The sequence below is a fragment of the Bradyrhizobium sp. genome (assembly GCF_035652035.1).
Lineage (GTDB): Bacteria > Pseudomonadota > Alphaproteobacteria > Rhizobiales > Xanthobacteraceae > Bradyrhizobium.
Map to the genome: position 1 here is coordinate 164,112 of NZ_DASREO010000072.1, position 18,616 is coordinate 182,727.

Annotated in this window: 20 protein-coding genes; 6 read left to right on the plus strand and 14 right to left on the minus strand. The window is 63.6% G+C overall.

What is annotated here, in order from left to right; translation table 11 throughout:
• Positions 1–274: 274 nt before the first annotated feature.
• Positions 275–907 carry a glutathione S-transferase gene (locus VFB05_RS18765; protein WP_325014776.1) on the minus strand — a complete coding sequence of 211 codons (633 nt, stop codon included), beginning with the start codon at positions 905–907 and terminating at the stop codon, positions 275–277.
• Between the two features lie 343 nt (positions 908–1,250).
• On the opposite strand from VFB05_RS18765, the gene VFB05_RS18770 reads away from it, so the two are divergent.
• Positions 1,251–1,979, plus strand: coding sequence for a DJ-1/PfpI family protein (locus VFB05_RS18770; protein ID WP_325014778.1), 729 nt, complete (start codon positions 1,251–1,253; stop codon positions 1,977–1,979).
• A gap of 22 nt (positions 1,980–2,001) precedes the next feature.
• Here VFB05_RS18770 and VFB05_RS18775 read toward each other — a convergent pair whose 3' ends face one another.
• Positions 2,002–3,540: a YifB family Mg chelatase-like AAA ATPase gene (locus VFB05_RS18775; protein ID WP_325014780.1), complete on the minus strand. Its 1,539-nt coding sequence runs from the start codon at positions 3,538–3,540 to the stop codon at positions 2,002–2,004.
• A gap of 135 nt (positions 3,541–3,675) precedes the next feature.
• On the opposite strand from VFB05_RS18775, the gene VFB05_RS18780 reads away from it, so the two are divergent.
• Positions 3,676–4,107 (plus strand): macro domain-containing protein, encoded by a 432-nt coding sequence (locus VFB05_RS18780; RefSeq protein ID WP_325014782.1) that lies wholly within the window; start codon positions 3,676–3,678, stop codon positions 4,105–4,107.
• A 274-nt stretch (positions 4,108–4,381) separates the two neighbouring features.
• On the opposite strand, the gene VFB05_RS18785 is transcribed toward VFB05_RS18780, so the two are convergent.
• Both VFB05_RS18785 and VFB05_RS18790 read right to left on the minus strand, forming a co-directional pair.
• Positions 4,382–4,771: a DNA-directed RNA polymerase subunit N gene (locus VFB05_RS18785; RefSeq protein WP_325014784.1), complete on the minus strand. Its 390-nt coding sequence runs from the start codon at positions 4,769–4,771 to the stop codon at positions 4,382–4,384.
• Positions 4,772–4,943: 172 nt separating this feature from the next.
• Positions 4,944–5,606, minus strand: a complete 663-nt coding sequence (locus tag VFB05_RS18790) for a hypothetical protein (protein ID WP_325014786.1) — start codon at positions 5,604–5,606, stop codon at positions 4,944–4,946.
• A gap of 111 nt (positions 5,607–5,717) precedes the next feature.
• Here VFB05_RS18790 and VFB05_RS18795 point away from each other — a divergent pair, with 111 nt between their 5' ends.
• A complete protein-coding gene (locus VFB05_RS18795; protein ID WP_325014788.1) occupies positions 5,718–6,149 on the plus strand; it encodes a cupin domain-containing protein in 432 nt (143 codons plus the stop codon).
• Positions 6,150–6,308: 159 nt separating this feature from the next.
• Here the strand turns inward: VFB05_RS18795 and VFB05_RS18800 are convergent, their stop codons facing one another.
• The 4 genes from VFB05_RS18800 to rsmI form a co-directional block, all read right to left on the minus strand.
• Positions 6,309–7,277 (minus strand): MBL fold metallo-hydrolase, encoded by a 969-nt coding sequence (locus VFB05_RS18800; protein ID WP_325014790.1) that lies wholly within the window; start codon positions 7,275–7,277, stop codon positions 6,309–6,311.
• A 249-nt stretch (positions 7,278–7,526) separates the two neighbouring features.
• Complete coding sequence (gshB, locus tag VFB05_RS18805) at positions 7,527–8,468, minus strand: glutathione synthase (protein WP_325014792.1); 942 nt, start codon at positions 8,466–8,468, stop codon at positions 7,527–7,529.
• Between the two features lie 256 nt (positions 8,469–8,724).
• On the minus strand, positions 8,725–9,123 hold the full coding sequence (locus VFB05_RS18810) for a YraN family protein (protein WP_325014794.1): 399 nt from the start codon (positions 9,121–9,123) through the stop codon (positions 8,725–8,727).
• Positions 9,110–10,072: a 16S rRNA (cytidine(1402)-2'-O)-methyltransferase gene (gene rsmI, locus VFB05_RS18815; RefSeq protein WP_325014796.1), complete on the minus strand. Its 963-nt coding sequence runs from the start codon at positions 10,070–10,072 to the stop codon at positions 9,110–9,112. The genes VFB05_RS18810 and rsmI overlap by 14 nt, the downstream gene beginning before the upstream one ends.
• Before the next feature lie 303 nt (positions 10,073–10,375).
• Between rsmI and VFB05_RS18820 the strand changes: the two genes are divergently transcribed.
• Positions 10,376–11,566 carry a penicillin-binding protein activator gene (locus VFB05_RS18820; protein ID WP_325014797.1) on the plus strand — a complete coding sequence of 397 codons (1,191 nt, stop codon included), beginning with the start codon at positions 10,376–10,378 and terminating at the stop codon, positions 11,564–11,566.
• Positions 11,567–11,724: 158 nt separating this feature from the next.
• Here the strand turns inward: VFB05_RS18820 and hemW are convergent, their stop codons facing one another.
• The 3 genes from hemW to rph are packed head-to-tail and all read right to left on the minus strand — an operon-like array spanning position 11,725 to position 14,226.
• Complete coding sequence (gene hemW / locus VFB05_RS18825; protein ID WP_325014800.1) at positions 11,725–12,888, minus strand: radical SAM family heme chaperone HemW; 1,164 nt, start codon at positions 12,886–12,888, stop codon at positions 11,725–11,727.
• Positions 12,881–13,510, minus strand: coding sequence for an RdgB/HAM1 family non-canonical purine NTP pyrophosphatase (gene rdgB / locus VFB05_RS18830; RefSeq protein WP_325014802.1), 630 nt, complete (start codon positions 13,508–13,510; stop codon positions 12,881–12,883). Before rdgB ends, hemW begins: the two co-directional genes overlap by 8 nt.
• A gap of 2 nt (positions 13,511–13,512) precedes the next feature.
• Positions 13,513–14,226 (minus strand): ribonuclease PH, encoded by a 714-nt coding sequence (rph, locus tag VFB05_RS18835; RefSeq protein ID WP_325014804.1) that lies wholly within the window; start codon positions 14,224–14,226, stop codon positions 13,513–13,515.
• A 157-nt stretch (positions 14,227–14,383) separates the two neighbouring features.
• Here rph and hrcA point away from each other — a divergent pair, with 157 nt between their 5' ends.
• Both hrcA and grpE read left to right on the plus strand, forming a co-directional pair.
• Positions 14,384–15,472 (plus strand): heat-inducible transcriptional repressor HrcA, encoded by a 1,089-nt coding sequence (gene hrcA / locus VFB05_RS18840; protein WP_325014806.1) that lies wholly within the window; start codon positions 14,384–14,386, stop codon positions 15,470–15,472.
• Between the two features lie 97 nt (positions 15,473–15,569).
• Positions 15,570–16,172, plus strand: a complete 603-nt coding sequence (grpE, locus tag VFB05_RS18845; protein ID WP_325014808.1) for a nucleotide exchange factor GrpE — start codon at positions 15,570–15,572, stop codon at positions 16,170–16,172.
• A gap of 125 nt (positions 16,173–16,297) precedes the next feature.
• Here the strand turns inward: grpE and pncA are convergent, their stop codons facing one another.
• The 3 genes from pncA to VFB05_RS18860 form a co-directional block, all read right to left on the minus strand.
• The gene (pncA, locus tag VFB05_RS18850; RefSeq protein ID WP_325014810.1) at positions 16,298–17,017 is read right to left on the minus strand and encodes a bifunctional nicotinamidase/pyrazinamidase; all 720 of its coding nucleotides are present in this window, start codon (positions 17,015–17,017) and stop codon (positions 16,298–16,300) included.
• 119 nt (positions 17,018–17,136) lie between these two features.
• On the minus strand, positions 17,137–17,565 hold the full coding sequence (locus VFB05_RS18855; RefSeq protein WP_325014812.1) for a hypothetical protein: 429 nt from the start codon (positions 17,563–17,565) through the stop codon (positions 17,137–17,139).
• Positions 17,566–17,570: 5 nt separating this feature from the next.
• Positions 17,571–18,506, minus strand: coding sequence for a hypothetical protein (locus VFB05_RS18860; protein WP_325014814.1), 936 nt, complete (start codon positions 18,504–18,506; stop codon positions 17,571–17,573).
• Positions 18,507–18,616: the final 110 nt, after the last annotated feature.

An 18,616-nucleotide genomic window follows, 5' to 3' on the forward strand; every position in this document is an offset into this window, starting at 1 on the left:
CGTCAACGCGTCCACCGCATCTTCCGCCCCACGTTTAGTGACGATCGCGAAACGCCCCTCTTTACCGGGCGGAAGACGCGCAAAGATGTGCCCGTGATTTGCCCGTCGTCACAAGCAGGCGTGCTGCGACAGATTGGCACGACGGGCAAATCAGTTGAGGTAGCGAAGAGGTGTCAAGTTTTTTCGTCATTCCGGGGCGCGCGTCAGCGCGAACCCGGAATCTCGAGATTCCGGGTCTGGTCCTTCGGACCATCCCGGAATGACGACAGTTAGTTCACGGCAATCCATTACATCCGTGTTCGCGGAATCCCGGCCGTGCTTTGAGGCGCTCGTAGTAGGCCGCGACGGCCGGATAGTCCGGCCGTTCGATCGGCGTCATCAGCCAGCGATTGACCGACAGTCCCAGCACCACATCGGCGAGCGTGAAGGTCTCGCCCGCGACGAACGCGCCCGTTGCAGCGAGGCGTTGCTCCAGAATGCCCATCATCGCATTCCACTTGGCAATGCTGGCGGCGATCTGCTGAGCATCCTGAAACGCCGGATCGCGCCAGATCAACCCGACAAAGGCATAACGCCAGGACGTGTTGAGGTCGGTTGCGCCCCAATCCATCCATTGCTCGACGCCGGCGCGCTCGCGCGGACCTGCCGGCAGCAGATCGGTGCGGCCATGCTTGCCGGCGAGATAGCGGCAGATGGTGTTGGATTCCCAAAGCACGCCGGCTTCATCCTCTATGACGGGCACCATGCCATTCGGATTCATCGCGAGGAATTCGGGCGTGTTGGTCGGCGCAAAACCGGCGCCGAAATCCTCGCGGCTGTAGTCGATGCCGATCTCGCGGCAGGTCCAGAGAACCTTGCGGACGTTGATCGAGGAGGCGCGGCCGAGAATGCGGAGGGGTGGGGTCATATATTGGCTTCCAGACCGAATTGTTTCGTCATTCCGGGGCTCGCGAAGCGAGAACCCGGAATCCATCAGGCCGCATGAATACTAGGAGAAATGGATTCCGGATAGCCGCTGCGCGGCTTACGGAATGACGATGGAGAGACGATCACGCCGCTTTGCAGATCATCCGCGGGTGCGCGACACGACATCGCTTCGATGAGGTACCGCCGCGTGATGGGTTCAGCTGCGGGATCGAGGTTCCATTGAGGCGCTCGACTTTCGTGCCATTGCGCGTGGTCGGCTCCGTCACTATTCGCAGAAGGGCTGAGGGCCAGGCCACGTCAACAGACGGCAAGGAGCCACCGGCATGGATCAAAAGGAAAACCCTCTTCAGATCGCGATCCTGCTTTATCAGGGCGTGACGGCCCTCGATGCGGTCGGGCCGTGGGAGGTCCTGTCGCGCATTCCAGGCGCGGACGTGCGCTTTGTGGCCAAGGAGGTGGGGCCGGTCGTCGTCGAAGGCGGAGCGCTGCTGCTCGGGGCCACGCATTCGGTGGCTGAAACTCCCTCGCCCGACGTGGTGGTGGTGCCAGGCGGCTCGACGACGCCGGGCCAGATGGTGGATGACGAGGTCCTCGACTGGTTGCGCAAGGTGCACGAGAGGACGACGTGGACCGCTTCCGTCTGCACCGGCGCGTTGATCCTGGGAGCAGCGGGTATCCTGAAAGGCCGGCCCGCGACGACGCACTGGTACAAGATGGGTGTCCTGCGGATCATGGGCGCCAGGCCCAGGCCCGACGAACGGGTGGTTCGCTCGGGAAAGATCGTCACGGCGGCGGGCGTATCGTCGGGCATCGATATGGCGCTGTGGCTCGCGGGCGAGATCGCGGGGCGCGAGCGCGCAGAGGCGATCCAGCTCGTGATCGAGTACGACCCGCATCCGCCGTTCGAGGCCGGTCACACCACGAAGGCCAGCAAGGAGGTGCGAGGTCTCGCCGGGACGATGATGGACCAATCCATTCCCGCCGATCAGCGCCGCCTCGTGCCCAGGATCGCATGGAGGCGCTTCATCGATCTGATCCGGACGGCGAGCTAGAGCTGTGACGGTGGAGAGTGAATCAAGCCGCCCGTTGCAGATCATCCGCGAGCGCGCGATACGACAGCGCCTCGGCGAGATGCAACCGCGTGATCGCCTCCGCGCCGTCGAGATCGGCGAGCGTGCGTGCCACGCGCAGCACGCGATGATAGGCTCGTGCCGAGAGCCGCATGGACTCCGATGCCTCGCGCAGCAGTTTCGTCCCTGCTGCGTCCGTCGCTGCGATGGTTTCAAGCACGGCGGCCGGCGCTTCGGCATTGGTGCGGATGTTCGATAGTCCAAGCGCGGCATAACGCGCGTTCTGAACGTCGCGCGCGGCGGCGACGCGTGCCGCGACTTCGGCTGAACCTTCCGCCGGCGGTGGCAAAATGAGATCGGCGGCGGAAACCGCCGGCACCTCAATGCGCAGATCGATGCGGTCCATCAACGGACCGGAGATGCGCGCCTGATAATCTGATGTGCAGCGCTCGATGCGGTTGCGCTTGCAGGAAAAACCGGGCTCGAAGGCATGGCCGCAGCGGCAGGGATTCATGGCGGCGACCAGCATGAAGCGCGCCGGATAGGTGACGCGGTGATTGGCGCGGGAGACGGCGACCACACCGTTCTCGAGCGGCTGGCGCAAAGAATCGAGCACGCGCGGATCGAACTCCGGCAGCTCGTCGAGAAACAATACGCCGTGATGGCTGAGCGAAATCTCGCCGGGTTTTGCGCGCAAACCTCCACCAGTGAGCGCCGCCATGCTTGCCGAATGATGGGGACTGCGGAACGGGCGCTGCGCGGTCAACGCGCCGTCGCGGATTTCGCCGGCGACCGACGCAATCATCGACACTTCCAGCAGTTCGGACGGCGACAGCGGCGGCAGGATCGAGGGCAGGCGCGCGGCCAGCATCGACTTGCCCGCGCCGGGCGAGCCCATCATCAGGAGGTGATGCCCGCCGGCGGCTGCGATTTCGAGCGCGCGCTTGGCGCTTTCCTGGCCCTTGATGTCGCGCAGGTCGAGCGCGCTTGGGCTTATTTCGTGCACCTTGGGCGTGGGGCGCGACAACACCTGTTGCCCGCGGAAATGATTGGCGAGCTGAATCAGCGAATTCGCTGCGACGATCTGGATGTCCGGGCTCGCCCAGGCCGCTTCGGCGCCGCAGGCGGCGGGACAGATCAAGCCTTCCTCGCGCGAATTCGCGCCGATCGCGGCCGGCAGCACGCCCGCGACCGGCGCAATCGAGCCGTCGAGGCCGAGTTCGCCGAGCACGGTGAAACCGGAAAGCGCATCCGGCGGGATCGCGCCGATCGCGGCCATCAGCCCGAGCGCAATGGGGAGATCATAATGGCTGCCTTCCTTCGGCAGGTCGGCGGGAGCGAGGTTGACGGTGATGCGGCGCGCGGGAAGCGCGAGACCGGAGGCGATCAGCGCGGAGCGGACTCTTTCCCGCGCCTCGGAGACGGCTTTGTCGGGTAGCCCAACGATGGCAAAGGCCGGCAAACCCGGCGCGACCTGCACCTGCACGTCGACGGCGCGCGCCTCGATCCCCTCAAACGCGACGGTTGAAATCCGCTGGACCATCAGCCCCTCCGGGAAACAGGGTAGCGGAAGGGAGCGAAATGTGCAAGAACATTAGGTGAACAGAACTTGCGGCACATTTGGGATCGCTTACGAGAAGGTAGGCGGGCGAGATGCAGAAAGCGATTACACCTGCCTATGCTGATTTACCGACGAACCAGCCTGCTGGACTCCACCGCGCAGACCTTGGTGAACACAGTCAATTGCGTCGGCGTCATGGGGAAAGGTCTCGCGAAGGAGTTCAAAGAACGCGAACCGGAGATGTTCGTCGCTTACAAACGACTCTGCGAAAAGAAGCTATTGACGCCGGGCAAGCTTTGGCTCTGGCGTGGCGCAGCTTCGCTGATATTGAACTTTGCAACCAAACAACATTGGCGCAACCCGTCGAAGCTTGAATGGATCGAAGCCGGGCTCGAGGAATTCGTTCGCAATTATCAAGATCTTGGCATCGTCGAGATTTCGTTCCCCCAACTTGGTTGCGGAAACGGCGGCTTATCTTGGGATGACGTTGGACCTCTGATGCAAAAGCATCTCGGAAATCTTCCCATTCAAATGTACATTCACCTCTAGACGTTGATCAAACGTTCGTGGTTCGAGGAATGCGGAGACCAGCATCACCACTCGCCCGCCCGACGGCTTCGCGCTCATCAAGCCGGGACAGACCTATCTCGGCAAGCAGGGCATCGTGAATAGCGCAGGCGCGTCCGCCGAGACGGTCGGCGCGCAGAAGATCATGACCATGATGCCGATGGTGCCGCGCACGAAATGGCAACGCGCATGATCGATCGCGGATCACTTTAAAAGAACACCCCGCCGCGTCGTAGCTTCAAGTCCGCGAACGCGCTTATTCCAGCGGCTGCACCGGCGGCATGGCCGCAGCCTTTGGCGCAGGTGGTGGCGATGGCGCAGCCTGCGGTGACGGAGGAGGCGATGCCACCGTGGCAACCTCGGCATGGTTTCGCGGAGCAGGCGCGTTGCTGCCTGCATTCGCGGCGGGCTCCGCCGCCGGCCTGCGCGCGTGTCTGTGATGGCTTGATCGCCGCAATCCCCAGGAGCTCGCAATCGACGGTCCGGCCGCATAACCGACAAAGGCACCGGCCACCGCGCCGACCGGCCCAAGCACGACGGCGCCCGAGACCGCGCCGAGCGCGGCGTCGCCCGCGCGTTCCTGGGCGGTCGCGGCTGATGACAGCAGTGCCAGGGCAAAGGCCAGGCCGATCGTCGTTCTCTTCATTTGATATCCCTCGCTTGTGCGCACTTCGGATGGCGACAAGCCTGATCACCGCCTCCATTGACCTCGTCATGAGTCTTCCAGCTCTGTGACGAGAATGGGACGCACTTGCGTCGATGGCTTGTCGCTGATGTCGCCGCGATGCCGCAGGCGGAGGTGACGACGCCCCCCGCCCTTAATCCGGATTCGCCTTTGCAAAATCGGCGTACACGGATTTCAGGTGGGCAAGCGTCGCGGCGACGGACGTCGAATCCAGCGGCTGAACGTCGTAGATGAAAAAGATGCTATGCTTGCGCAGGGCGGACGCAAAGATCGTCAGCAGCCGGACATTCTTTCCGCTGGCGACGATGTTCTGGATGAGCCCGTAATAGCAGACCTCATCCTTGACTTCGTCGAGCACTCCCAGGCCCGACTGGTCGCCGAGGGTATTGCCACCGGAATTCTTTTTGACGTTGTCCTGCATGCCCTTCTGCTGATCGGCAACCTTGAGCGTTTTCAGCTCGTCGCAGGTGGCTTGAATATTCTTCACTTCGGCAACGCCGAGCTTGGTGCCCTGAATGATGATTTTCGTGGAAATGAATTCCTTTGTCGGCCGCGCCCTCTTCAAACCGTCGCAGTCGAGGAAAAGGCCAAAAAAGCTGTTGCCGGCGCCTTCGGCAAGCTTGGCCGTGTTCGCCTCCAGCGTCTTGTCGTAGTCGTACGACTTGTCCATCTCGCAATAGCCCGACGGCGGCGAGAGCTGCACCGCAACGACCCCAACCTTGACCTCGCCCGCGTGAAGGGGCACCGACAGCAAAACAAGCGCAAAACCGATCGATAGCATTGCAACGATGCGCATCGTAAAATCTCCGAAGGGAAGGCCGCCGATGAAAGGCGTAACCTTCGTGAAAGCGCTGATGAAGTCAACGGCACGACCGGCCGAGCCGGCGAAACGACAGAGGAGAACGGCATGACGACACGCCCAGCGGATGGCTTTGCGCTGATCAAGCCCGGCCAGACCTATCTCGGCAAGCAGGGCATCGTTTACGGCGCGGGCGCGTCGAAAGAGACGGTCGGCGCGCAAAAGATCTGCATGAACGTGATGCCGATGCCGCCGGGCGCGGTGGCCAAGGCGCACTTCCACCTGGATATCGAGACGATCGCGTACATGCTCGAGGGCGAATGCGCGGTCTATTACGGCGACCACCTGGAAAAGCGTGTTCTTGTCGCGCAGGGCGAGCAATGTTTCTGCGACGCCAACATTCCGCACGCGCCGCGCAACGAAAGCGGCAAGCCCTGCACGTGGATCGTGGTGCATTCGTCCGGCAGCGACCAGGACGGCATCGTGCTGCTGCCGGAGCTTGATGCGGAATTGGCGGAGCGGCTGGCGGGGAAGGTGTGACGAGCGGGGCTTCTTCACCTCGCCCCGCTTGCGGGGAGAGGTCGATTTGCGAAGCAAATCGGGTGAGGGGGATTCTCCGATAGACCGGATGCGCGTCGACTCCCCCTCATCCCAACCTTCTCCCCGCAAGCGGGGAGAAGGGGCCGGATCGACTCACAGCTATAGCTGCATCCCCTCGGGGTAGTAGTGGAAGCCCCCGGAGGCATTCTTGGCGACATGGCCGACGCCCGGCCAGGCGTAGTGATAGGCCAGGATCGGAATCTTGTTCGTCGCCAGCATGTCCAGCATCTTCACGCGGCTTTGCGCCGCCTGTTTCGGATCGGTGTCGAAGGAAAACTCCATCAGCGGCTTTTCCATCAACAGGATCGGATGGTGGGTGAGGTCGGCGGTGTAGCAGAACTGCTTGCCGCCAGAGGAAATCATGAAGATGGTGTGGCCGACGGTGTGGCCGGGCGCGTGAAGCGCGTGAACGCCAGGCAGGAATTCCTGGTCGTCCTTGTAGAACACCAGACGGTCGCGCACCGGCATCAAGTTCTTCTTGGCGTGGTCGACGAAATCCTTCAGCTTCGGGCCGGCCTTGTCGTAATCGGTCCAGTAGTTGAAGTCGCTCTCGGCGATGTAGAACTGCGCGTTCGGGAACAGGTTCTTGCCGTCCTGGCCCACCACGCCGCCGATGTGGTCGATATGGCCATGCGAGAACACCACGGCGTCGATGTCTTCCGCCTTGATGCCGGCTTCCTTCATGCTCTTCTGCTGCTTGCCGGTGGCGTCGCCGAACATTGTCGACGTGCCCATGCCGGTGTCGAACAGGATCAGCTTGTCGCCGGTATTCACGATCGGAGAATTCTGCTGCAGCACGACATCGGCTGGATCGAGGAAGTTGTCGGTGAGCATCTTGCTCATTTCATCGTCGGATACGCCGGTGAACGTGCCCTTGGGATTGCCGAGGTCGAGCAATCCATCGGAGACGACCGTCACCTCGGCGTCGCCGACGTTGAAACGATAGAAGTGTTGCGGCGCCGGTCCGAGTTTCGGCGCCTTCGCGTGCGCCACGTCGCCCAGCACGGCTGAGGCACCAAGACCGGCACCGAGCGCAAACAGGGACCTTCGCGAAACATCCAATGTCATGCGTCTTCCTCCGCTGTTTTTTGAATAATGGTTGTTGCTCCGGCCAGGAACTGTCCGAAGGTACATCAGAGGTTGCGACCGCTTTACGACATTTGGAGGGCGTGAACGGCGAAGCGGGGGGCGACGCGGAGTTAATTGGTTAGCTCGTCATGCCCGGCCTTGTGCCGGCCATCCACGTCTTCGCTTAGCGTTGGCATGGAAAGAAAGACGTGGATGGCCGGGACGAGCCCGGCCATGACGTCGAGTTTCTCAGCTGCGCTTGCTCTCGATCACGTCCCAGATCTTCGCCGCGATGTCCGGTCCGCCCAAACGTGAAATCGCGCGAATGCCGGTCGGCGAGGTGACGTTGATCTCGGTGAGTTTGTCGTCGATCACGTCGATGCCGACGAACAGGAGCCCGCGCTTGCGCAGGGCAGGTCCGAGCGTTGTGCAGATCTCGCGCTCGCGGTCGGTGAGTTCGGTCGCCGCCGCGGCCCCGCCGCGCACCATGTTGGAGCGCAAGTCGTCCGCCGCCGGCACGCGGTTGACGGCGCCGGCGAATTCGCCGTCGACCAGGATGATGCGCTTGTCGCCGTGCTTCACGTTCGGCAGGAACTGCTGGATCACCCATTGCTCCCTGAACGTGACCGAGAACATGTCGAACAGTGAGCCGAAGTTCATGTCCTGCGGCATGATGCGAAACACCGCCGCGCCGCCATGGCCGTGCAACGGCTTCATCACCACCGCGCCGAATTGGTCGCGAAACGCGTTGATCTCGTCCAGGTCGCGCGAGATCAAAGTCGGCGGCATCAGCTGCGGAAACTCCATCACGAACAGTTTTTCCGGCGCGTTGCGTACGGCGGCGGGGTCATTGACGACAAGGGTCTTCGGTTGCAGCCGCTCCAGCAGATGGGTCGAGGTGATGTAGGCGAGATCGAACGGCGGATCCTGCCGCAGCAGGATGACGTCGAAAGCGGACAAGGATTCGCGCTTTGGCTCGCCAAGCGTGAAGTGGTCGTCGACCTCGTCGCGCACCGTCAGCGGCTGTACCGGCGCGACGATGTCAGCGCCTTTCTGCGAGAGCTTGTCGGGCGTGTAGTAGGACAGCCCATGTCCGCGTTTTTGCGCTTCGAGCAGCAGCGCGAAGGTGGAATCGCCGCGGACGTTGATGCGCGCGATCGGGTCCATCTGGACGGCGACGTTCAATTTCATGGGCGGGGTCTCTGAAAGTCTGAGGTTCGGTTGATTTCGCGGGCTTCATCCTTCGAGACGCGCGCGGCTGCGCGCTCCTCAGGATGAGGTCTAAGACCCTCATGGTGAGGAGGCGCGGCGCGCCCGAGCAGGCCGAGCCATAGCGAGGACGTTAGCGAACGGCGCAGATCAAGCAAAGCGCCGTTCCGGACGATGCTTTGCATCGCCGGGAGAACCATGTGGCCAATCTGTATCACAGCGTTCATTCGAAGATTACTTAAGGGCTCGCATCGAAGGCCGCCATGACATGGCGTGGCAGACGGCGCGGCGCAACCAGCATGGCGTCGAAGCGCAGATCATATCCGTCATATTCACCATGCGCCATCAGCCAGATTTGCGCGGCAGCGATGATGCGCGCCTGCTGGCGCGGCGTCACCGCATAGGCCGCTGCATCGAGGGTCTCGCGCGCCTTGACCTCGACAAAGGCGACCAGATTGCGCCGCCGCGCCACCAGATCGATCTCGCCGTGCGGCGTACGAAAACGCTTGGCGAGGATGCGATAGCCCTTGGCGATCAGAAAGGCCGCCGCGCGCGACTCTGCGGAGAGGCCGGTGCGGAACGCTCGCGCGCGAGCCAGTGAAACCGGATTGGGTTCGCCTTCGTCAGGACCCGCCATGCTTTTCGCTTTGCTCTTCGTTTTCCTTGGCGAGTTCGAGCGCGCGGGCATAGATCTCGCGCCGCGGCCGCCCGGAAACCTCCACCGCATGCGCGACCGCATCCTTGACGCTGTCGCGCGCCAATCGATCGCGCAGGAGATCGTCGATCGCTTCACTCGTCATGACCTCTGTGCCTTCGGCCTGCGGTCCGATCACCAGTACGAATTCGCCGCGGGTCTCCAGCGTCGCGGCACCTTCCGCGAGTTCGAGAAGCGTGCCGCGGCTGATCTCTTCGTGCAGCTTGGTCAGTTCGCGGCAGATCGCCGCGCTTCGCGTGCCCATGACGGCGGCAAGGTCCGCGAGTGTTTCCTGCACGCGGCTGCCGGATTCAAACAGCACCAGCGTGGCATCGAGCCGCGCGAGCTCCGCGAGACGCGCGCGTCGTGCGGTCGCCTTGGGCGGCAGAAAACCTTCGAAGAAGAAGCGATCGGTCGGCAGCGCCGCCAGCGAGAGCGCCGCCAGCACCGATGACGGGCCGGGCAGGGCAGTCACGCGATGTCCGGCCGCGCACACCTCGCGCACCAGCTTGAAGCCGGGGTCGGAGATCAGCGGCGTTCCGGCGTCGGAGACGAGCGCAACCGATGCGCCCTGCGCCAGCTGCGCGAGAATCTTCGGCCGCGCGATTGCGGCGTTGTGCTCGTGATACGGCGTGAGCTGCGCCGACATGGCATAGCGCTCGGTGAGGCGGCGGGTGATCCTTGTGTCCTCGCACGCGATCATGTCGACGCCGGCGAGCGTTTCGAGCGCGCGGAGCGTAATATCGCCGAGATTGCCAATGGGCGTCGCCACCAGATAAAGGCCCGCCGCGGCCCTTGGCGCGGTCAACTTTTCGCCGCCGAGTGCGTAATGACGTCTGGCGGGGTCGTCTGAGACATTGGGTGGATTGGTGGAAACGGCTTTTGGGCGCATAATGGTAATTTAAACGAGCGGGTGAACCACGGCGAGAGTTCGCGCCGGCCGGATCAGGATAGACCGGAACAAGGCCGGCAGCGCTGTGCGCAAGAGGTGAGCCTGCCCCGGAAGACTAAAATCCTTTTGTTTTGGTTAACTATTTCGCCGACAATATGCCTGAATCCACCCCTCCTGATGGGGCGAAGTCCTGGCCTTTGTGAGGCTGGACAAGAAAGAGAAATTACAGTGGGTGCGTCAGAGCCCGATTTTCAAAACGAACCGTCTGGAGCCGCGGAGAACGGAACCGGAAAATCCAGGATTTTGGGCGCGCCGGCAACCCGGCGATCGGCGCTTGGACTCATCCTGGGCGCGCCGCTGCTTGGCGCTTGTGCCAACGTCCAGCAGAGCATCAGCTCATTCTCGGTTTCCAACCCGTTCTCGTCGTCGTCGCCGCCTCCTGCCGGCGCGCAGCAACAGGGCGTTGCGGTCGGCAATGGCAGCGTCAAGGTCGCGCTGCTCCTGCCGCTGTCAGCCGGCGGCAATGCCGCCGTTGCCGCCCAGTCGATGAAAAACGCCTCCGAGATGGCGCTGGCGGAATTCCTCAATCCCAACCTTCAGCTCCTGATCAAGGACGACGGCGGTTCCGCACAAGGCGCGCAAGCCGCCGCCCAGCAGGCGGTCGATGAAGGCGCGGAGATCATTCTCGGGCCGCTGTTTGCGGCTTCCGTGCCGGCGGTCGCAGGCGTGGCGCGCGGCCGCGGCGTCTCGGTGATCGCGTTCTCGACCGATTCGAGCGTCGCCGGCCATGGCGTCTATCTCCTGAGCTTCCTGCCGGAGTCGGACGTCGAGCGCATCGTCGGTTATGCCGGCGCCATCGGCAAACGCTCCTTCGCGGCGATGCTGCCCGAGAATGCCTATGGCAATGTGGTCGAGGCCGCCTTCAAGCAGGCGGTGCCGAAACGCGGCGGCCGCATCGTTGCGTTTGAAAAATACGGCGCTGACCGCGCCACGGTGGCGCGCAATGTCGCGGGATCGCTGGCTTCGGCGGACACGCTGCTTCTCGCCGACGATGGCGAGGCCGTCGCACAGGTCGCGGACGCGCTGGCGGCTGCCGGCGCCAACTTTCAGAAGGTGCAACTGCTCGGCACCGGCCTGTGGGACAATCCGCGCGTGTTTTCAAATTCGTCGCTGGAGAACGGCATGTACGCGGCGCCGGATCCGGCAGGCTTCCGCTCCTTCGCCAACCGCTACAAGAACAAATATGGCGGCGAGCCGGTACGGACTGCGACGCTGGCCTATGACGCGGTGGCGCTGGTAGCGGCGCTGTCGCGCACGCAAGGCGGCAAGCGCTTCAGTCCAGAAGTGCTGCAAAATTCGTCGGGCTTTGCCGGCATCGACGGGCTGTTTCGCTTCAAGGCAGACGGCACCAACGAACGCGGCCTTGCGGTCATGAAGGTCACCTCGAAAGGCGCGACGCCGATTGCGGGCTCGCCGCGAAGCTTTGGGGCGTAGTCCATTTCCGTCGTCCCCGCGAAGGCGGGGACCCATAACCACAGCCATTTGAATTTTCGACGCGCTGTGGCTCCAGCTCGCTCCAACAATCAACGCCTGTGGTTATGGATCCCGGCTCGCGCTCGTTTCACTCGCTTGGCCGGGACGACGAGAAAAAACTAAGCCGCCAGATCCGCCACCACGGCATCGAGCAGCGGAAAACCCGCCTGCGTCACGCGCAGCCGTCCGTCGCTGTCGACGGCAATCGCGCCTTCCTCGCGGAGCAGCGCGATCCGCCGTGGATCGATCGGCCGGCCAGCCAGCGCCTGATAGCGGCGGGGATCGATGCCTTCGGCCAGCCGCAGTCCCATCAGCAGAAATTCGTCGGCGCGCTCCTCGCTGTTGAGGACGTCGTCAGCGACGACGCCATGGCCGCCTGCCTCGACCCGCACCAGCCACGCCTCGGGACGCTTTTCGGTCGAGGTCGCGTGCCTGATCCCGTCAATATCGAGACGGCCATGCGCGCCGGGGCCGATCCCGGCATATTCCTGCCCGCGCCAGTAGACGAGATTGTGCCGACACTCCGCGCCCCGCCGCGCATGGTTTGAGATTTCGTAGGCGGAAAGGCCGTGATGATCGCAGACGTCCTGCGTCACGTCATAGAGGTCACGCGCAAGCCCTTCGTCCGGCGTCTTGAGCTTGCCGGCCGCGTGCAAGCCGAAAAACGGCGTGCCTTCCTCGATGGTCAATTGATAGAGCGAGAGATGCTCGGCGGCCTCTTTGATCGCGAGCTCCAGCTCGCTCGTCCAGGCCTCCGCGGTCTGGTCGGGACGCGCATAGATCAGGTCGAACGAATAACGCTCGAACGAGCGCCGCGCGATGGCGACCGCATCGAGCGCCTCGCGCGCGCTGTGCATTCGTCCGAGCATTTTCAGCGAAGCATCGTCCAGCGCCTGCACCCCGAGCGAGACGCGGTTGACGCCGGCGGAGCGATAGCCGGCAAAGCGCGTCGCTTCCACGCTGGTGGGATTGGCTTCCAGCGTCACTTCGGCGTCAGGCGCGACGCGCCAGTGCTTGCCGATCGCATCAAGGATCGCGGCCACCGTCTGCGGCTGCATCAGCGACGGCGTGCCGCCACCGAGAAAGATCGAAGTGACGTCGCGGCCGCCTATGCGGCTTGCGGTCGTCTCGATCTCGCGCGCAAAGGCGCGGGCAAAGCGGTCCTCGTCGATCGCGGCGTGCCGGACATGGCTGTTGAAATCGCAGTACGGACATTTCGACAGGCAGAACGGCCAGTGCACATAGACGCCGAAGGCCTCGTTTTTGCTCGCCGCGCTAAGCAAGGCAGCGCTCCGCCAGTTTGACGAAGGCGCGTGCCCGATGTGAAAGCCCCATGCCGAGCGGCGGCAGGCCATGCTTTTCGATCGAGGTCATCTCGCCGAAGGTGCGCTCATGCCCGTCGGGCAAAAACATCGGATCGTAGCCGAAGCCGGCACTCCCGCGCGGCGGCCAGACCAGCGTGCCGTCGACGCGCGCTTCGACTTCCTCGACATGGCCGTCCGGCCAGGCAACACAGAGCGCCGAGACGAAGTGTGCCCTGCGCTGTGCGGGCTCGCTCGCGCCGCGTTCGGCAAGCAGCCGCTCAATTCGGGTCATCGCCGCGTTGAAATCTTTCGAGGGGCCGGCCCAGCGCGCCGAATAAATTCCGGGCGCGCCGTCGAGCGCATCGACGGCAAGTCCGGAGTCATCGGCGAAGGCCGGGAGCTTTGCCGTCATCGCCGCCGCGGCCGCCTTGATCTTCGCATTCGCTGCAAAATTGTCGCCGGTCTCGTCCGGCTCGGCGAGGTTAAGTTCGCTCGCCGAGATCGCGGTGACGCCGTGAGGGGCCAGGAGTTCGCGCATCTCGGCAAGCTTGCCCGGATTGTGGGTTGCGATCACAAGCTGGCCACTGATGCGGCGGGGCATGCTTAACCCACCGCCATCTTCTGCAAATCCACGAGCCGCGCGACGCCCTTTTGCGCCAGCGCCATCAGCGCCAGGAACTCGGCTTGCGAGAACGGCGTCTTCTCGGCGGTGCCCTGCACCTCGACGATGCGGCCATCGCCGGTCATGACGAAGTTGGCGTCGGTCTCGGCGGACGAATCCTCGGCATAATCGAGATCGAGCACGGGCGTCCCGTTATAGATGCCGCAGGAGATCGCAGCGACATGGTCGCGCAGCACGTCGGTCTTGATCATGTTGCGCGCCTTCATCCAGGCGATGCAGTCGGCGAGCGCGACCCAGGCGCCGGTGATCGAGGCGGTCCGCGTGCCGCCGTCGGCCTGCAGCACATCGCAGTCGACCGTGATCTGCCGCTCGCCGAGCGCCTCGAGATCCAGCGTGGCGCGCAGCGATCGCCCGATCAAGCGCTGGATTTCGACGGTGCGGCCGCTCTGCTTGCCGCTCGATGCCTCGCGCCGCGTGCGTTCCAGGGTGGCGCGCGGGAGCATGCCGTATTCCGCCGTGACCCAGCCGCGGCCCTGGCCCTTGAGCCATGGCGGCAGCCGCTCTTCCAGCGTGGCCGTCACCAGGACATGGGTATCGCCGAACTTCACGAGGCAAGACCCTTCCGCATATTTGACCACGCCGCGTTCCAGCGACACGGCGCGCAGCTCATCCGGCGCACGGCGGCTTGGACGCATTGAAAATCCTCCGAATTAACCAAAGAATGGCTCTGCCACCCACGTCGGGCGTGCTTGTAGGAGGGCGTTTGCCAAGCGGCAAGGCTTTTCCTTGATCCATGCTTGTCACGGGGCAACGAGAGGGACAAATTAGCCTGGTGTTTGCGGAGTTTCTGTCTTGGCCCACCACGAACCGATTGGCCTGATCTCGTCGCATTCCGGGCTTGCCCAGCTCAACGAGCGCTCGCGCGACATCTTTCGCCAGATCGTCGAGAGCTATCTTGCGACCGGCGAACCGGTTGGCTCGCGCAACATTTCACGCCTGATCGCGGTTCCGTTGTCGCCGGCCTCGGTGCGCAACGTGATGGCCGATCTCGAAGCGCTCGGGCTGATCTATGCGCCGCATACCTCGGCGGGACGGTTGCCGACCGAAGTGGGCCTGAGGTTCTTTGTCGACGCCCTGATGCAGGTCGGCGATCTCACAGAGGCCGAGCGGCAATCGATCCAGACCCAGCTCGCCGCCGTCGGCCGGGCGCAATCGGTGGAAGCCGCCCTTGGCGAGGCGCTGACGCGGCTCTCGGGGCTCACGCGCGCGGCCGCGGTGGTGTTGACCGGCAAATCCAACTCGCGCCTGAAACACATCGAGTTCGTGCGGCTGGAGCCGGAGCGGGCGCTGGTCGTACTGGTCAGCGAGGATGGCCAGGTCGAGAACCGCGTGCTGGCCTTGCCGCCCGGCGTGCCGTCCTCGGCACTGATCGAAGCGACTAATTTTCTCAATGCGCGGATCAGGGGACGAACGCTGGCGGAAGCGCGCCTCGAACTCGAAACCGCATTGGTGCAGGCCCGCGCCGAGCTCGACCAGCTGACACAGAAGGTGATCGCGGCCGGATTTGCGAGCTGGTCGGGCGGTGAAAACGAGGACCGGCAGCTGATCGTGCGCGGTCACGCCAATCTGCTCGAAGACTTGCACGCGCTCGAAGATCTCGAGCGTGTCCGCCTCCTGTTCGACGATCTCGAGACCAAGCGCGGCGTCATCGATCTGCTCGGCCGCGCGGAAAGCGCCGAAGGGGTGCGGATTTTCATCGGCTCGGAGAACAAGCTGTTCTCGCTGTCGGGGTCCTCCACCATCATCGCGCCCTACCGGGATGCCGCGGGCAAGATCGTCGGCGTGCTCGGGGTGATCGGGCCGACCCGGCTCAATTATGCCCGCGTGATCCCGACCGTGGATTATGCGGCGCGGATCGTCAGCCGCCTGCTGGGTGGCTGATTGCCGCTTGATTTTCGGCCGCTAAAGCACGATATCCCGCCGAGCAATCCAACCACCGCAATGCACTTTTGAAGACAATTTTCGAGAAGGGTGTCGCATGACCAACCCCAACGGGCAGAACGACAATTCGGCCGATCCGGAACAGGCGGCTGAGCCCGTGGTTTCCAAGCCCTACATCATGCCTGACGATCCCGAGCCGGGATCGGTAGAGGCGCTCGCCAAGGAACTGGCCGACGCCCGCGACAAGACGCTGCGCACGCTGGCCGAGATGGAGAATCTTCGTCAGCGCACCCGGCGTGAGGTTGCCGACTCCAAAATCTACGGCATCACCGGCTTTGCGCGGGACGTGCTCGATATCGCCGATAATCTCCAGCGCACGCTCGATGCGGTTCCCGCCGAGACGCGCGAATCGGCCGATCCGATGCTCAAAGCGCTGATCGAAGGCGTCGTGTTGACCGAACGGTCGCTGCTCAGCGCGCTGGAGAAAAACGGCGTGAAGAAGTTCGATCCGCAAGGCGAGAAGTTCAATCCGAATTTCCAGCAGGCGATGTACGAGGTTCCGGATCCGTCCGTGCCCGCGGGCACCGTGGTGCAGGTGGTTCAGGCCGGCTACACGATCGGCGAACGCGTGCTGCGCCCCGCGCTGGTCGGCGTCTCCAAGGGCGGCGCGAAGACGGCGCCGGCGGGCGAACACCAGTAACGGCTTTCAACCTCATCCTGAGGAGCGCGCATTCGCGCGCGTCTCGAAGGATGAAGGCCCGAGTCGATGGCCTCATGGTTCGAGACGGCGTTGACACGCCTCCTCACCATGAGGGTCAAACGCCGTTACGATACGGCGATATCGGTCGACTGGATTCGCTTCACGCCGGCTTTCGCCATGTCCGCCCAGGCTTTCGCAAGCGAGCCCTGGGTATCGATGCCGCGGCAGGCGTCCTCGATCACGAATGCATCGAAGCCGGCCTTGCGCGCATCGAGCGCTGTCCATGCCACGCAGAAATCGGTGGCCAGCCCCGCGATGAAAAGCCGTTGCAGCTTGCGCGCCTTGAGCCAGGCAGCAAGCCCCGTCGTCGTCTTGCCGTCGGCCTCCGTGAAGGCCGAATAGCTGTCGACGTCCTTGTGATAGCCCTTGCGGACGATGAGTTCGGCCTGCGGGATCGACAGGTCCTTCGACAGCGATGCGCCATCGGTGCCCTGTACGCAGTGGTCGGGCCACAGCACCTGCTTGCCGTAAGCAAGATCGATGGTCTCGAACGGCTTCTTGCCGCTATGCGATGACGCGAAAGAAACGTGGCCCGGCGTGTGCCAGTCCTGCGTCATCACGACATTGGCGAATCCGCGTGCGAGCTTGTTGATCACAGGCACGACCGCATCGCCGTCCTTCACGGCGAGGCTGCCGCCGGGCAGGAAACAGTTTTGCACGTCGATCACGAGCAGCACCGACGTATCGTCGATCTTGATCGAGGCTGCTGCTGAAACCGGTCGCGAGGCAATCGCTGTCATGGCCAGGCTCCCTAACGCCGCGAGTGTCTTCCTTCGATCGATCATGCTGCACCTCCCTCTTGAGTAGTGTGGCGGTTCAAAAGTCCGCATCACCGATGGGTGATGCTAGCAAATCCGCGACCCGTGGGAAGGTCAAAGAAGTGCCTGCGGCTTGATCGAGCCGGTCACGGGAGGCCTTCAAGGATCGCCCGATGCCGCGCCAGATGGTCCCAAAGGAATTCGGAATTGGCCTGATCTTGTTGCATCATCCACGCATCGAGGGCGCGAAGCGGTTCGGCCTCCTGCCAGCGGCGCATGCCGGACGCGTACTGATCCGACCAGCCGTTCGGAGCATCGGTTCGCAATGCTTCCAGCATGGCCTGCTGCCGCTCTGGCGGCGTTGCTTCAAAATAGGTCCAGGAACCGGATCGCCACGCTTGCGCAAACCAGAGCAGGTCTTCGACGAACAGAAAGAGAGGCGGTGGCAGGCCATAAATTGCATGCCGCTCGTCAAACGCCTGCGTGCCACAGACGAGGGAGGACAGAAATGCCAGGCTGGCCTCGTCGCGTTCCGAGAACGTCTTGTCGAGATAGGCGGACGCGACGAGGCTCATTTGGGCTAGCGCGGCTCAATCCCGTCGCGGACGGCACGAAAACGCGGAAACGCCTTTTCCCATTGGTCGCGCGGCGCGCTGCCGATCACCCGCATGGCGCCCCCGCTGCCGAAGCGCAACCACTGCACCAGCGTCACCTGCGTGTCGTTGCGGCCGGAGGTGGCGTCGATCCGCGTCTCGTAGCCGGCCAATCCGTCGATGCGGACGGGTTCGGACATCGTGATGCGCCCGGAGTGCATGCCGGGAATGGCGCGCGCCGCCTGCTCGGCAAAGCGGGCGCGGTCATCGGGTTGGGTCGGCGAGGATGCCATCAGGCCGATCACCATGAAGGGCGCGGCCTCGAAGCCGGTGGTCTCATCGCCGTCGGCGAGAAGCAGCGCGCCGGTGGCGCCGAGCGCGCGAACACTCTTGAAGTCGCCGAGATTGCCGACCTTGAACGGCATCAGCGCGAGCTGTTCGTCGACCGGAACTTCCTTGCGAATCACCGCCGAGGTAAACATCTGGCGGACCGCATCATCGCTATAGATCCTGGTGGCGTTCTCGGGCACCTGGACATCGACATAGCCCGAGAAGGTGCCGCCCGAGAGAATCATCGCGTAATGGCGAACGGGGCCGGACGCATTCTTGGCGTTCTCGACCGTGTAGTAGGCGGTTCCGGCTGATGTCTCGAGGCTCTCCGGCTTGACGGCCGCGGGGATCGACGGATTGTTCTTGAAGGAGTTCATGACCTCGCCATAGGCGGAGGCCGGCAGCTCTGCGATCAGGACCTTGACACTCTGGTCTTCCGTCTCGAAGCCGGTGAAGGCCTTGGCGGGGTTAAGGCCCACTAGCGGCGTGATCCCGACCCGGGCTCCCGGGGGGAAAACCGGGTCGGCCGCAAGCGCGCCACCCACGGTGACGACAAGCCAGGCGAAGACGGAAAGCAGTCGGAGATAGGTCATCGGCGATTTTCTCGGGTCATGATTGGGACCGATCGATGGGGGCATCGGTGGCCCGAATCCCTTCAATGGCTGGGGCGCTTTTAGCGGTTTTACCGCGGCTGCGACAGGGC